The sequence below is a fragment of the Paenibacillus terrae HPL-003 genome, assembly GCF_000235585.1.
GTDB classification, from domain to species: Bacteria; Bacillota; Bacilli; order Paenibacillales; family Paenibacillaceae; genus Paenibacillus; species Paenibacillus terrae_B.
Genome location: NC_016641.1, coordinates 752,555 through 767,069, shown reverse-complemented (window position 1 = coordinate 767,069; position 14,515 = coordinate 752,555). Strand labels below are relative to the sequence as shown.

Here is a 14,515-nt window from a genome sequence, read left to right as displayed (position 1 = left end):
GATTTCCAAATGTATTGTATAAGAATATTTTATATAAAGTCAATGAACTTGGTTGGATACGAAGGATAGGGTTATAGAATGCTGACAGAACAACGATCCTGCTAATTTCAGGCTGAAAAATGATTATCTCAGAGTACATTATTGTGGATTGACAATGAATATGAAAGTTTTATACTTTATTTATTCTTATTAGTTTAGTCGGTTTTGGGAACATGGTACTTATTTATGAATCTTCAGACGGAGGCGCAGTAATAATGAACTTATTGGAGAAAGAAGCATTGATTAAGGTTAAGGCAATTGAGCTGGAAGAGGCGACGCCTGAGGAAATTATTCAGTATGCTGTTCATACATTCCCCAATCTAACCTTTGCTTGTAGCTTTGGGGCGGAGGATGTAGTACTTGTAGATATACTGCAAAAAATTAGTCCCTCCAGTGATGTTTTTTATTTGGACACTGACTTTCATTTTCAAGAAACTTACGATACGCGTGATCAGATGAAGGAAAAATACAACATGGATTTTGTGCGGGTATCTCCCTTAATTACTCCGGAAGAGCAAGCGGCTAAGCACGGGGAAGAGCTTTGGAAATCAGATCCCAACACATGCTGTGGTATACGTAAAGTAGAGCCGCTGACACGTATTTTATCGCAATACGATGCATGGATTACTGGCATTCGCCGTGATCAGGCTCCTACCCGTGCAAATGCAAAAAAGATAGAGTATGACGAGAAGTTCGGTCTCGTTAAATTCAACCCGTTGGCAAGCTGGACATCTGAGGACGTGTGGAACTATATTCATACGCATGAAGTGCTGTATAATCCGCTACATGATCGTAACTATCCCAGCATCGGTTGTGAGCAATGCACGCGTCAAGTCCTTCCGGGCGAAGATCCTCGTGCTGGACGCTGGTCAGGCAATGAGAAAACGGAGTGTGGACTCCATCAATAGCGATACACAATTAGCTGTAAATGGCATTTATGAACAGAAAGGAAGTACATTATGACTGCAATTCTTCCGCATGGTGGAACGCTTATAGATAGAATCATTAGAGGCTCAGAGCAAAAAACACTTTTGCAAGCCGCCCGTGAATTGTTTCATATCCGTGTAAATTCGTGGACTATTTCCGATCTGGACTTGATTGGAGTGGGGGCATTTTCTCCACTGACAGGGTTTATGAACAAAGCCGACTATCGGTCGGTGGTAGCGGATATGCGTCTTGCCGATGGCACAGTCTGGAGTATCCCTATTACGCTTGCGGTTACGGAGAGCATAGCCGGGGAACTGACATTGGGTCAGCAGGTCGCTCTAGTGGGCGAAACGGACGGTACCATATATGCTGTACTTGATATTGAGAGTATATATCAGGTTGATCAGGCAGAGGAAGCCAGACGAGTATTCAAGACGAATGATCCGGCGCATCCTGGTGTCAAAAAACTTTTGGAGCGACCAGCTACTTATGTAGGGGGATCTATACAGGTATTGAATCGGCCAGAACCCGCGCAATTTGGTGAGTTTTATTTCACACCGGCGCAGACGCGCAATCATTTTACTGAAAAAGGCTGGAAAACAGTCGTGGGATTCCAAACGCGTAATCCCGTACACCGGGCGCATGAGTACATCCAAAAAAGCGCAATGGAGATTGTTGATGCGTTATTTCTGAATCCGCTCGTTGGTGAAACCAAGTCAGATGACGTTCCTGCAGATGTGCGGATGAAGAGCTATCTGGTGCTGCTCGACAACTATTATCCGGCTGACCGTACTTTTCTGGGAGTGTTTCCTGCTGCCATGCGATATGCTGGTCCGAGAGAGGCTATTTTTCATGCCATTGTACGGAAGAACTACGGCTGTACCCATTTTATTGTAGGAAGGGATCATGCGGGTGTAGGAGACTATTACGGCACGTACGAAGCCCAAGACATTTTCAGAGACTTCACACCTGAGGAACTGGAGATCACCCCGTTGTTCTTCGAACACAGCTTTTATTGTACCCGATGTGGAAATATGGCCTCTAGCAAAACATGCCCTCATCCCAAGGAGCATCATTTGACGCTTTCAGGCACCAAAGTGCGAGAATTGTTACGTTCGGGGGTTTGCCCGCCGCCTGAATTTACACGACCGGAAGTCGCTCAGGTGCTGATAGAGGGCATGAAAGAATTTGTTCATTCCTGAGTTGTACTATTTACATGCCTCGTCCCATATAGATCATTAGTATCTGTATAGGGACGGAGGCGTTTTGTTATGCAAAAAAATAATCATAAACACCAGGTTACACTGTGGATTCGCTATCGGACGCTGAAAAAAATACTGCTGGGCTGCTGTCTCGTCGTTCTGTTTATCACACTGGCTCTATATGAGATACCTGCATCGAGAGCCTGGACCCATTGGCATCTTCCGCTTACCGGTAAAGTAATTGCCATAGATGCAGGACATGGAGGGCCCGATGGAGGGGCTGTCAGCAAAGAAGGTGTCATTGAGAAAGACATCAATCTGGCGATTGCCTTTTATTTGCGGGATTATTTGCAACAAGCAGGAGCCATTGTCGTCATGACCCGGGAGGCTGACCGTGATTTGGCACAGCAAGAAACCAAGGGTTATGCGAGAAGAAAAACGGAGGACCTGAAGCAGCGTGTACGCATGATTGAGGAGCATAAAGCGGACCTCTTTTTAAGCATTCATATGAACAGCATCCCGTCGAGTCGCTGGAGTGGAGCCCAAACCTTTTACGTCCCCAATCATGCGGATAACGAAAATTTGGCCTCCCTCATTCAGGAGGAGATTAAACGCAACCTGGAGAACACAGACAGAGTGGCCAAGACGGTAAATACGGTATATTTGCTCAAGGCCCTCAAAATGCCATCAGCCCTCGTAGAAGTCGGCTTTTTATCCCATCCAGAGGAAGCCAGACGACTGAGTGACGAGACCTATCAAAGACAGGTGGCGGCAGCAATATATAAGGGAGTATTGCGTTATAGCGCTGGGGAAAAGGGGGCATCAGCACCTGAGGTCAGATAGTGGTATACTGTAACTGTTTACAACTACGTAAATTCATTGGAGCAGAGGTGCTGATTATTCATGCAATCCAGAGAGCAAGTTATAGAGCTACTTCAACAGATACGAGAGCCTCACACGGGTCATCGTTTGGTCGATCTTCATTTTATTCGGGATGTTGTTATTAAAGAGGATCGTGTATCCTTGACCGCGATTAGTCTAAATCCGGAGGAAGGGGCACGGGCAGAGCTGGAAAGGGAAATCAGACAGACGCTGGAAGAAGCGGGACTGAATCATATTCATATTCGTATTCGTGAAGCGTCTGAGCATGAAAGATCCGCCATTCAGACGGGAGAGAATGCGGAGGAAGCGGTTGACCCGGTTTTGACCAAGGGACATGCTGCTGGTATGGAAAAACATGAGCTGCTGAATCCAGCATCTGGCGTACGTTTTATTGCCATTGCCAGCGGAAAAGGCGGTGTCGGAAAATCGACGGTGGCTGTGAATTTAGCGGCTGCTTTGGCTAGACAGGGCAAACGAGTGGGTTTGATTGATGCCGACATTTATGGATTTAGCGTGCCGGATATGATCGGAGCCGAGGACATTCCTACCGTAGAAGAAGGTATTATTCAGCCGGTGGAGCGATTTGGCATCAAGATTATGTCTATGGGCTTTTTTGTTAGGGAGAACAACCCCGTGATTTGGAGAGGTCCCATGCTGGGAAGAATGCTCAGACAGTTTTTTAGCGATGTGGAATGGGGCAAGCTGGACTATATGATTCTTGATTTACCACCGGGAACCGGGGATGTAGCGCTTGATGTACACCAGATGATCCCCCAGAGTGAAGAAATTATTGTGACTACCCCTCATGCGACGGCAGCCTTTGTGGCCGCACGTGCAGGAGCAATGGCGCTCCAAACGGATCATAAGGTCATTGGCGTTGTGGAGAACATGTCCTATTATGTATCCTCTACCGGAGAGAAGGACTATGTTTTCGGCCGAGGGGGCGGGGCTATGCTGGCTGATACCCTTCATACAAAATTGCTGGCGCAAATTCCGCTGGGTATTCCGGATAATCATCCGTCAGAGGTGGATTTTTCACCATCTGTATATAAATCCGAATCGGCAACGGGAGCTATCTACAACGATATCGCCACTCAAATTACGACGTTGCACGCCGAATCTGAATAAGAAAAAAAAGGCTGGTTGCTGAACCAGCCTTTTTATTATTGACCTCCTTGTCCTCCGCTGCCGCTTTCACCGCCACCACCACCGCCACCATCTTGTTTTGCACCGCTTGCTCCGCCCTGATCACCACTTTTTTTCTCAACCTTTGGTTGAAGCTCTTCCTGTACGACAGTTTTGAGTAAATTCATAACCTCAAGTCGAAAAATCGGATTCTGCATCGCATCGTGCATGACCGTCATAGACTGTTTGCGGTATTCAGGGGTTTTAGTCAAGTCCATATACATTTTGGTCAGTTCCGGTGATTTGAGCATTGCCTCAATAGATTTTTGATAAGAAGGGTCTTTTATAAGTTGCATATGAAGTTGTTTGCTTTGGCTGTTAATGGCCTTGGCAAATTCACCAGCAAAGCGCGGATCAGTCATGATTTTTTCGATTTCCTTTTTGTATTCCGGAGAAACCAAAGTATCCTTGACTGCGATTTTCATCTGTTCTGCTGACTGTGTGGGCATAATCATTTTCATCCCCATACCGCCGCCGCTGGAACCTCCCCCAGATCCACCGCTTTCGCTGTCTTGACCTGATTTTCCTTCTTTGGAGGAGCTGCTTTCTCCTGTCAAAGCCTCCTCCACTGCTTTTTTCCCGTCATCGCTTTTTAAAATATCGACAACCATCGTTTTCATTTCTTTATAGCTGTTCTGGGGAGGCGAGGAGCTCTGGTCCGAACCACAGCCGGTCAGCGCAACGCCCAGTACGCATATCATGCTGACTAATCGCAAACGAGTCCAATTCATGGCCGTATTCCTCCTTCATCATGAATGTGGATAGTATGCGAACGGATGAGGTGAAATATGTCGCCTGACTTTTGGTTTTTTGTTGAGAACGTTGTAAAATAACTCCTTAAAGCCCCAAGGCTTGATCACGAACCTCTTTACCTTTTACAGTGCCCTGCTGAAGCAACTCGGATACAGTTACGAATTCATAACCTTGCGCACGCAATTTGTCGATAATAACGGGTAGCGCTTCATGAGTTTGTTTACAGGAATCACTGGCATGCAGAAGGACAATGTCACCAGGGTGTGCTTTCTTCACGACACGGTCAATAATGACCTGAGTACCAGGGTTTTTCCAATCCAAAGAATCAGTGTCCCACTGGATTGTTTTATAGCCTAAAGTGCTGGCGACCTGAAGGACCCTTTTGTCGAAATCACCATTAGGCATACGAATCAATTTCGGGGTCTGTCCGGTCAACTCAGTCAACGTGGTGTGAGCTGTTGAAATCTGTTTACGAATGTCCTCATCGCTTAGAGTGCTGTAATTTTCATGTTTATGTCCATGGCTGCCGATCTCATATCCACTGTCTTTAATCCGATTCACCAGCTCCGGATGCGTTTTACTCCATGGGGAAGAAAGGAAGAAGGTGGACTTGGTCACTTTTTTGTCCTCGAGAACCTTTAGGATGGGTTCAGTACGCTTATCTCCCCAACTAATGTCAAAGGTAAGAGCGATCAGCTTTTTGTCTGTGGGTACACTATAAATGGCCGCTGGTGCTTCCTCGGAAAAAACAGTAACATTATCGGTTTCAACATAAATAACCCCAATAGCGAAAATGGCCGCCGCCGCTACGATAAAGAACCGTTTAATTTTTTTGCCGTTCAGTACATAGAAAAAAGAATTCATGGTTAATAACGCCCCTTTCATCATAGAAGTGCTTGTTTACTTAAAGCTATGCCTAGGGTTGTCAATTATGCTATTGGACTAACAGGAGGGATTGATCTGATGGGATTAAAAGCATTTCTTCACGATTTACACACTACAAGACGGTTGATTTTAGTTTCCACATTTCTGTTTTGCATAAGTATTGTGGTGGGGTGGCTAAGTACAGGGGCTATTCAATCCATATTGGCTCAACAAATGGAAGGTTTGGGGGAAGTGGCTCAGCGTTTACAGCAGTCTGAACATCCTCAATGGAGCTTTTTTGTGTTCATCTTTTTCAATAATGCGATCAAGTGTGTGCTGGTTATATTTATCGGGGCTTTATTTGGAATCGTACCGTTTGTATTTTTGATTATGAATGGGATGGTTTTGGGGTTTGTCGTACACTTACAGGCGGATATGGGCAGAAGCTTATATGAGGTTATTGTAAAAGGACTACTCCCGCACGGGGTGATTGAATTACCCGTTTTAATTATCGCCTGTGCTTTCGGGTTGAAGTTTGGAGGGCAAGTGATGTCCTCGATTGGTAAAGGCATAGGGTTAAAACGAAAAGCGCTTGTCCAAACGTGGGAGCTCTTTATGAAACAAACGTTGAGGGTGTCTATATGGTCTGTTGTTCTGCTGCTTATTGCAGCTGCAATTGAGAGTGGAATAACGTATCGTTTAATGTCACATTAAAATATTATGGTCGGTTATTTATATTTTTCCTGAAAATTGAACATAACAAAGGGGAGAGCTCAAAGAGAAAACATGGAATTAAATCGGAATAGGTTTGAAACCTTAGCAGTTGAGTTTAAAAACAGGTAAAGACTGGAACAATAGTTGGGCAAATATAAGCACTATATAATAAGCTGATAAGGGAGTATGGTCATATGCTGGGAATGCTGTTTAACGAAAAAGAATGCAAGGAACTGGATTATGTTCTTCGTAAGGAACTGGATGAAATGCTGCTTGATATGAGCGATACCCGATTGGATCAGGATATTCGTTATGCGATAGCGCTTCGGTATAAAACAGTTTTCCGCATGTATGCCCGCTTTGCACCCGCCAAGGAACTATCCAAATATGCCCGTAGAGGGCGCGTCCCGCAAACCAAACAATAAAAGATGTAAGAGCCAACTATAATTTCAGAGATATCAGGAAGTTAACTCTAAAAGGTCTATACTTTCTGATATCAAAATAAGTATTGACTCTATTTAGGATTCATGGTAAATTAACTTTCGTTCCTTTTTGAGGAATTTGCTCGAAAAAAAGAAATTTAAAAAAACTCTTGCAAATCTCAAAAAGTAATGATATATTATAAAGGTCGCCACTGAGACGCGGTGATGAAACAAAGTAAGAACTAAAGCAAGACATAATGTAGGTTTGATCTTTGAAAACTGAACAACGAGTGAGTAAATGATTTTGTTCGCAAAATCAATCACGAAGATTCCGGTACATACCGCAAGGTTGTATGGAATCGGAGTGTAAAAGAGATATTTTATCTCGTCAGTTTCAAAATGAGCGAATCGCTCTTTCTATAAACCAATTTCGGTTGGTCTTTAATGGAGAGTTTGATCCTGGCTCAGGACGAACGCTGGCGGCGTGCCTAATACATGCAAGTCGAGCGGGGTTATGTTAAAAGCTTGCTTTTAACATGACCTAGCGGCGGACGGGTGAGTAACACGTAGGCAACCTGCCCATCAGACTGGGATAACTACCGGAAACGGTAGCTAATACCGGATACATCCTTTCCCTGCATGGGGAGAGGAGGAAAGACGGAGTAATCTGTCACTGATGGATGGGCCTGCGGCGCATTAGCTAGTTGGTGGGGTGAAGGCCTACCAAGGCGACGATGCGTAGCCGACCTGAGAGGGTGATCGGCCACACTGGGACTGAGACACGGCCCAGACTCCTACGGGAGGCAGCAGTAGGGAATCTTCCGCAATGGGCGAAAGCCTGACGGAGCAACGCCGCGTGAGTGATGAAGGTTTTCGGATCGTAAAGCTCTGTTGCCAGGGAAGAACGTCTTGTAGAGTAACTGCTACAAGAGTGACGGTACCTGAGAAGAAAGCCCCGGCTAACTACGTGCCAGCAGCCGCGGTAATACGTAGGGGGCAAGCGTTGTCCGGAATTATTGGGCGTAAAGCGCGCGCAGGCGGCTCTTTAAGTCTGGTGTTTAATCCCGAGGCTCAACTTCGGGTCGCACTGGAAACTGGGGAGCTTGAGTGCAGAAGAGGAGAGTGGAATTCCACGTGTAGCGGTGAAATGCGTAGATATGTGGAGGAACACCAGTGGCGAAGGCGACTCTCTGGGCTGTAACTGACGCTGAGGCGCGAAAGCGTGGGGAGCAAACAGGATTAGATACCCTGGTAGTCCACGCCGTAAACGATGAATGCTAGGTGTTAGGGGTTTCGATACCCTTGGTGCCGAAGTTAACACATTAAGCATTCCGCCTGGGGAGTACGGTCGCAAGACTGAAACTCAAAGGAATTGACGGGGACCCGCACAAGCAGTGGAGTATGTGGTTTAATTCGAAGCAACGCGAAGAACCTTACCAGGTCTTGACATCCCTCTGATCGGTCTAGAGATAGATCTTTCCTTCGGGACAGAGGAGACAGGTGGTGCATGGTTGTCGTCAGCTCGTGTCGTGAGATGTTGGGTTAAGTCCCGCAACGAGCGCAACCCTTATGCTTAGTTGCCAGCAGGTCAAGCTGGGCACTCTAAGCAGACTGCCGGTGACAAACCGGAGGAAGGTGGGGATGACGTCAAATCATCATGCCCCTTATGACCTGGGCTACACACGTACTACAATGGCCGGTACAACGGGAAGCGAAAGAGCGATCTGGAGCGAATCCTAGAAAAGCCGGTCTCAGTTCGGATTGCAGGCTGCAACTCGCCTGCATGAAGTCGGAATTGCTAGTAATCGCGGATCAGCATGCCGCGGTGAATACGTTCCCGGGTCTTGTACACACCGCCCGTCACACCACGAGAGTTTACAACACCCGAAGTCGGTGGGGTAACCCGCAAGGGAGCCAGCCGCCGAAGGTGGGGTAGATGATTGGGGTGAAGTCGTAACAAGGTAGCCGTATCGGAAGGTGCGGCTGGATCACCTCCTTTCTATGGAGAATCGTTTCCTGCAATGGAAACATTCAAATATGAAGCGTAAGCTTCAAAACTCAGGTTTAGGCCTGTTACTCACTCGTTGCTCAGTTTTGAGAGCTTAAACTCTCAAACGTTTGGTGGCGATAGCGGAGGGGTTCCACACGTACCCATCCCGAACACGACCGTTAAGCCCTCCAGCGCCGATGGTACTTGGACCGCAGGGTCCTGGGAGAGTAGGACGTCGCCAAGCGCAACCACTAAAGAAGAATTTCTTTGGTGGTTTATTATGGGCCCTTAGCTCAGCTGGTTAGAGCGCACCCCTGATAAGGGTGAGGTCGGTGGTTCGAGTCCACTAGGGCCCACCATATAACTTTATATCACCTTTTGGGGCCATAGCTCAGCTGGGAGAGCGCCTGCCTTGCAAGCAGGAGGTCAGCGGTTCGATCCCGCTTGGCTCCACCAAAAAGATTTACAATTATTGCACCTTGAAAACTGGATACCGAAACGAAATTGCGTTTTAGAATATTCCTTTACGCTGATCTTGTGTAAACAAGTGAAATAAAGGTAGCTGTTTTGAATTTCATTCACACTTCGGTGATGAAACGAAATTCAAAACAAATCGCATTTACTTTGTAAATGCTAGGTTAAGCTACAAAGAGCACACGGAGGATGCCTAGGCGCCAGGAGCCGACGAAGGACGTGGCGAACAACGATAAAGCCTCGGGGAGCTGTAAGCAAGCTTTGATCCGGGGATGTCCGAATGGGGAAACCCGGCTGTCTTCATCGACAGTCACTTTCTGCTGAATACATAGGCAGAATAGAGGCATACCAGGGGAACTGAAACATCTAAGTACCCTGAGGAAGAGAAAACAATAGTGATTCCGTCAGTAGCGGCGAGCGAACGCGGATTAGCCCAAACCAAGGAGCTTGCTCCTTGGGGTTGTGGGACGTCTCACATGGAGTTACAAAGGAACCGGTTAGATGAAGAGGTCTGGAAAGGCCCGCCAGAGAAGGTAAAAGCCCTGTAGTTCAAAACCCGTTCCCTCCGAGACGGATCCCGAGTAGTGCGGGGCACGTGAAACCCCGTATGAATCCGGCAGGACCATCTGCCAAGGCTAAATACTCCCTGGCGACCGATAGTGAAGCAGTACCGTGAGGGAAAGGTGAAAAGCACCCCGGAAGGGGAGTGAAATAGATCCTGAAACCGTGTGCTTACAAGAAGTCAGAGCCCATTTTAGGGGTGATGGCGTGCCTTTTGTAGAATGAACCGGCGAGTTACGTTCCCGTGCAAGGTTAAGGTGAAGAGCTGAAGCCGCAGCGAAAGCGAGTCTGAATAGGGCGATCTTGAGTACGTGGACGTAGACCCGAAACCGGGTGATCTACCCCTGTCCAGGGTGAAGGTGCGGTAACACGCACTGGAGGCCCGAACCCACGCATGTTGAAAAATGCGGGGATGAGGTGGGGGTAGCGGAGAAATTCCAATCGAACCCGGAGATAGCTGGTTCTCCCCGAAATAGCTTTAGGGCTAGCCTCGGAATAAGAGTCGTGGAGGTAGAGCACTGATTGGGTGCGGGGCCCGCAAGGGTTACCAAGCTCAGTCAAACTCCGAATGCCATAGACTTGGTTCCGGGAGTCAGACAGTGAGTGCTAAGATCCATTGTCGAAAGGGAAACAGCCCAGACCATCAGCTAAGGTCCCCAAGTGTGTGTTAAGTGGGAAAGGATGTGGAGTTGCACAGACAACCAGGATGTTGGCTTAGAAGCAGCCACCATTGAAAGAGTGCGTAATAGCTCACTGGTCGAGTGACTCTGCGCCGAAAATGTAACGGGGCTAAACACGCCACCGAAGCTATGGCTTGATACTTAGGTATCAGGGGTAGGGGAGCGTTGAATGCGGGTTGAAGGTGTACCGGAAGGAGCGCTGGACTGCATTCAAGTGAGAATGCCGGTATGAGTAACGAAAAGATCTGTGAGAATCAGATCCGCCGAAAGCCTAAGGGTTCCTGAGGAAGGTTCGTCCGCTCAGGGTAAGTCGGGACCTAAGGCGAGGCCGAAAGGCGTAGTCGAAGGACAACAGGTCGAAATTCCTGTACCACCGTAATCCGCTATGAGCGATGGGGTGACGCAGTAGGGTAGTGACGCGGACTGATGGATGTCCGTCTAAGCAGTGAGGCTGATGTGTAGGCAAATCCGCACATCGTAAGGCTGGGCTGTGATGGGGAGCGAAAATTGTAGTAGCGAAGGTCATGATCTCAGACTGCCAAGAAAAGCCTCTAGCCAGGAGAAGGTGCCCGTACCGCAAACCGACACAGGTAGGCGAGAAGAGAATTCTAAGGCGCGCGGAAGAACTCTCGTTAAGGAACTCGGCAAAATGACCCCGTAACTTCGGGAGAAGGGGTGCCTCGGTAGGGTGAATAGCCCGAGGGGGCCGCAGTGAAAAGGCCCAAGCGACTGTTTAGCAAAAACACAGGTCTGTGCGAAGCCGCAAGGCGAAGTATACGGGCTGACGCCTGCCCGGTGCTGGAAGGTTAAGGGGAGTGGTAAGTCCTTTTAGGGCGAAGCTATGAACCGAAGCCCCAGTAAACGGCGGCCGTAACTATAACGGTCCTAAGGTAGCGAAATTCCTTGTCAGGTAAATTCTGACCCGCACGAATGGCGTAACGACTTGGGCGCTGTCTCAACGAGAGATCCGGTGAAATTTTAATACCTGTGAAGATGCAGGTTACCCGCGACAAGACGGAAAGACCCCATGGAGCTTTACTGCAGCTTGATATTGAATTTGGGTACGATCTGTACAGGATAGGTGGGAGCCTAAGAGACTTGAGCGCCAGCTTGAGAGGAGGCATCCTTGGGATACCACCCTGATCGTATCTAGGTTCTAACTTGGTACCGTGATCCGGTACGAGGACAGTGTCAGGTGGGCAGTTTGACTGGGGCGGTCGCCTCCTAAAGAGTAACGGAGGCGCCCCAAGGTTCCCTCAGAATGGTTGGAAATCATTCGAAGAGTGCAAAGGCAGAAGGGAGCTTGACTGCGAGACCAACAAGTCGAGCAGGGACGAAAGTCGGGCTTAGTGATCCGGTGGTACCGCATGGAAGGGCCATCGCTCAACGGATAAAAGCTACCCTGGGGATAACAGGCTTATCTCCCCCAAGAGTCCACATCGACGGGGAGGTTTGGCACCTCGATGTCGGCTCATCGCATCCTGGGGCTGAAGTAGGTCCCAAGGGTTGGGCTGTTCGCCCATTAAAGCGGTACGCGAGCTGGGTTCAGAACGTCGTGAGACAGTTCGGTCCCTATCTGTCGTGGGCGTAGGAAATTTGAGAGGAGCTGTCCTTAGTACGAGAGGACCGGGATGGACGTACCGCTGGTGTACCAGTTGTTCCGCCAGGAGCACCGCTGGGTAGCTATGTACGGAAGGGATAAGCGCTGAAAGCATCTAAGCGTGAAGCCCCCCTCAAGATGAGATTTCCCAGTATGTAAGACCCCTTGAAGACGACGAGGTAGATAGGTTGGGGGTGGAAGTGCAGTAATGCATGGAGCTGACCAATACTAATCGGTCGAGGGCTTGTCCTAAGAATAAAATGCAAAAGAGTTTCGGATCCAGTTTTCAGGGTGTAAGTTTGGTAAGGTACAAGCTCAAGTAGTTTATACTGAACAGAACTAACACACAGCATTTGGCGATGCTGATTCCTGAAAAAAAGTATTTGCAAGTCAAATACATGTTTGGTGGCGATAGCGGAGGGGTTCCACACGTACCCATCCCGAACACGACCGTTAAGCCCTCCAGCGCCGATGGTACTTGGACCGCAGGGTCCTGGGAGAGTAGGACGTCGCCAAGCAAATCCTTGTGATTACTATTCCCTGATAGCTCAGTTGGTAGAGCACTCGACTGTTAATCGAGTTGTCACAGGTTCGAGTCCTGTTCGGGGAGCCATTTGCTCTCATAGCTCAGCAGGTAGAGTGCATCCATGGTAAGGATGAGGTCACCGGTTCGAACCCGGTTGAGAGCTTGTGTTATGGCCCGTTGGTCAAGCGGTTAAGACACCTCCCTTTCACGGAGGTAACAGGGGTTCGATTCCCCTACGGGTCATAGGGTAGTATGGAGGCTTAGCTCAGCTGGGAGAGCATCTGCCTTACAAGCAGAGGGTCGGGGGTTCGAGCCCCTCAGCCTCCACCATATTTCTTCCTCTTACCTGGTTGAAATGTTGGGGAATTGTGAATCATATGCATATTGGGGATTAGCCAAGCGGTAAGGCAACGGACTTTGACTCCGTCATGCATAGGTTCAAATCCTATATCCCCAGCCATTAAGAGCCATTAGCTCAGTTGGTAGAGCACCTGACTTTTAATCAGGGTGTCGAAGGTTCGAGTCCTTCATGGCTCACCATTTTATTACATGCGCGTGTGGCGGAATTGGCAGACGCACTAGACTTAGGATCTAGCGTCTTTGACGTGGGGGTTCAAGTCCCTCCACGCGCATCTTGTTTTTGCGGACGTGGCTCAGCGGTAGAGCATCGCCTTGCCAAGGCGAGGGTCGCGGGTTCGATTCCCGTCGTCCGCTCCATATTTGCGCCCTTAGCTCAGCTGGATAGAGCGTTTGACTACGAATCAAAAGGCCGGGAGTTCGAATCTCTCAGGGCGCGCCATTTTTTTAAAAAATTATATGTCGGGATGTAGCTCAGCTTGGTAGAGCACCTGGTTTGGGACCAGGGGGTCGCATGTTCAAATCGTGTCATCCCGATACTAATTTGCGGGTGTAGTTCAATGGTAGAACTTCAGCCTTCCAAGCTGATAGCGTGGGTTCGATTCCCATCACCCGCTTACTGATTACCTAGAAGCCGAGAGGCTTCTTTTTATTTTGTCCACATTACATAAACTTTCTCTGTGTATAAGTTATTGCGAAAAATCTCCTGTCATGCACAGTTGGGGATGACTTGTGCATATTGTACATAGGCGCACGTTACTTTAACAACCAGTTCCCGTATTTCCCCCTCTTACGTATCCCTTTCTCCTGTAGTAAGGCTAATTTCGTGATCAGATTCCTTCAATATAGGAATCCTATGACCAATAACGATCCGTATTCATCGTCATAACTTCAAGGCTGCTGTATTTAGTTGTACACAATGGCTTCTTTTTATGTGGGTATAGCTGAGTCTGGAAGGAAAAATAGCTCGGAAATATTGAAATTACGGCTGATTTGTGTATATCTTTGTGGATAGATGCTTATTAGGTTTCACTTTGTCAACAAATAATAAACATATGCACATAATGATGCATGATTTTTTGTTTAGGAAATCATGCTGTTTATAACATATGTGCATAAAGTTTCATGATTCTTTGGTCCATAAAGTGATTTCATTTATTAAATTTCATTTTTATGCATAAAAAACCAATATATTCTCAAAAAAAGTATTTTAAAAGCGTGACTTTTTACTGTAAATTTTGCAGCTTTTCACGCGTTTTTATTGTATGATGTTAAGAAAGTGTCAAATTTCGTGTGTATACGTTCCTTTGCAACAAAGCTGTATTGGGTGTGAACAGAT

General features: G+C 47.6%; 8 protein-coding genes, 13 tRNA genes and 4 rRNA genes. 23 read left to right on the top strand and 2 right to left on the bottom strand.

Features of this window, described 5'->3' with window-relative positions; translation table 11 throughout:
* The first annotated feature begins 254 nt into the window (after positions 1-254).
* The 4 genes from HPL003_RS03715 to HPL003_RS03700 all read left to right on the top strand — a co-directional run bounded on the left by HPL003_RS03715 (position 255) and on the right by HPL003_RS03700 (position 4,178).
* Entirely contained in the window at positions 255-947 is a 693-nt protein-coding gene (locus tag HPL003_RS03715) for a phosphoadenylyl-sulfate reductase (protein WP_014278296.1), read from the top strand.
* 51 nt (positions 948-998) lie between these two features.
* On the top strand, positions 999-2,168 hold the full coding sequence (gene sat, locus HPL003_RS03710) for a sulfate adenylyltransferase (protein ID WP_014278295.1): 1,170 nt from the start codon (positions 999-1,001) through the stop codon (positions 2,166-2,168).
* A gap of 69 nt (positions 2,169-2,237) precedes the next feature.
* Positions 2,238-3,011 (top strand): N-acetylmuramoyl-L-alanine amidase CwlD, encoded by a 774-nt coding sequence (cwlD, locus tag HPL003_RS03705; RefSeq protein ID WP_014278294.1) that lies wholly within the window; start codon positions 2,238-2,240, stop codon positions 3,009-3,011.
* 60 nt (positions 3,012-3,071) lie between these two features.
* On the top strand, positions 3,072-4,178 hold the full coding sequence (locus HPL003_RS03700) for an Mrp/NBP35 family ATP-binding protein (protein ID WP_014278293.1): 1,107 nt from the start codon (positions 3,072-3,074) through the stop codon (positions 4,176-4,178).
* A gap of 35 nt (positions 4,179-4,213) precedes the next feature.
* Here HPL003_RS03700 and gerD read toward each other — a convergent pair whose 3' ends face one another.
* Together gerD and pdaB are read right to left on the bottom strand one after the other, a co-directional pair.
* The gene (gerD, locus tag HPL003_RS03695) at positions 4,214-4,966 is read right to left on the bottom strand and encodes a spore germination lipoprotein GerD (protein WP_014278291.1); all 753 of its coding nucleotides are present in this window, start codon (positions 4,964-4,966) and stop codon (positions 4,214-4,216) included.
* 106 nt (positions 4,967-5,072) lie between these two features.
* Positions 5,073-5,852: a polysaccharide deacetylase family sporulation protein PdaB gene (pdaB, locus tag HPL003_RS03690; protein ID WP_014278290.1), complete on the bottom strand. Its 780-nt coding sequence runs from the start codon at positions 5,850-5,852 to the stop codon at positions 5,073-5,075.
* Positions 5,853-5,951: 99 nt separating this feature from the next.
* Between pdaB and HPL003_RS03685 the strand changes: the two genes are divergently transcribed.
* The 19 genes from HPL003_RS03685 (at position 5,952) to HPL003_RS03595 (ending at position 13,793) form a co-directional block, all read left to right on the top strand.
* Positions 5,952-6,566 (top strand): stage II sporulation protein M, encoded by a 615-nt coding sequence (locus tag HPL003_RS03685; protein WP_014278289.1) that lies wholly within the window; start codon positions 5,952-5,954, stop codon positions 6,564-6,566.
* A gap of 194 nt (positions 6,567-6,760) precedes the next feature.
* Positions 6,761-6,991: a hypothetical protein gene (locus HPL003_RS03680; protein ID WP_013312131.1), complete on the top strand. Its 231-nt coding sequence runs from the start codon at positions 6,761-6,763 to the stop codon at positions 6,989-6,991.
* Between the two features lie 438 nt (positions 6,992-7,429).
* Positions 7,430-8,987 (top strand): 16S ribosomal RNA (locus HPL003_RS03675).
* A 118-nt stretch (positions 8,988-9,105) separates the two neighbouring features.
* Positions 9,106-9,222, top strand: a 5S ribosomal RNA gene (gene rrf, locus HPL003_RS03670).
* Positions 9,223-9,260: 38 nt separating this feature from the next.
* Positions 9,261-9,337: transfer RNA gene (locus HPL003_RS03665), tRNA-Ile, on the top strand.
* 21 nt (positions 9,338-9,358) lie between these two features.
* Positions 9,359-9,434: transfer RNA gene (locus tag HPL003_RS03660), tRNA-Ala, on the top strand.
* 180 nt (positions 9,435-9,614) lie between these two features.
* Positions 9,615-12,545 (top strand): 23S ribosomal RNA (locus HPL003_RS03655).
* A 149-nt stretch (positions 12,546-12,694) separates the two neighbouring features.
* Positions 12,695-12,811, top strand: a 5S ribosomal RNA gene (rrf, locus tag HPL003_RS03650).
* Together the 16S, 23S and 5S rRNA genes with 13 tRNA genes alongside form the textbook arrangement of a ribosomal RNA operon.
* 19 nt (positions 12,812-12,830) lie before the next feature.
* A tRNA-Asn gene (locus HPL003_RS03645) sits at positions 12,831-12,906 on the top strand.
* 3 nt (positions 12,907-12,909) lie between these two features.
* Positions 12,910-12,982: transfer RNA gene (locus HPL003_RS03640), tRNA-Thr, on the top strand.
* Between the two features lie 8 nt (positions 12,983-12,990).
* Positions 12,991-13,062 (top strand) — tRNA-Glu (locus tag HPL003_RS03635).
* Between the two features lie 11 nt (positions 13,063-13,073).
* Positions 13,074-13,149, top strand: a tRNA-Val gene (locus HPL003_RS03630).
* 55 nt (positions 13,150-13,204) lie between these two features.
* Positions 13,205-13,279, top strand: a tRNA-Gln gene (locus HPL003_RS03625).
* A 4-nt stretch (positions 13,280-13,283) separates the two neighbouring features.
* Positions 13,284-13,359: transfer RNA gene (locus tag HPL003_RS03620), tRNA-Lys, on the top strand.
* A gap of 11 nt (positions 13,360-13,370) precedes the next feature.
* Positions 13,371-13,451, top strand: a tRNA-Leu gene (locus tag HPL003_RS03615).
* A 10-nt stretch (positions 13,452-13,461) separates the two neighbouring features.
* A tRNA-Gly gene (locus HPL003_RS03610) sits at positions 13,462-13,536 on the top strand.
* 5 nt (positions 13,537-13,541) lie between these two features.
* Positions 13,542-13,618, top strand: a tRNA-Arg gene (locus HPL003_RS03605).
* A 21-nt stretch (positions 13,619-13,639) separates the two neighbouring features.
* Positions 13,640-13,713 (top strand) — tRNA-Pro (locus HPL003_RS03600).
* A 9-nt stretch (positions 13,714-13,722) separates the two neighbouring features.
* Positions 13,723-13,793: transfer RNA gene (locus HPL003_RS03595), tRNA-Gly, on the top strand.
* The last annotated feature ends 722 nt before the right edge of the window (positions 13,794-14,515 follow it).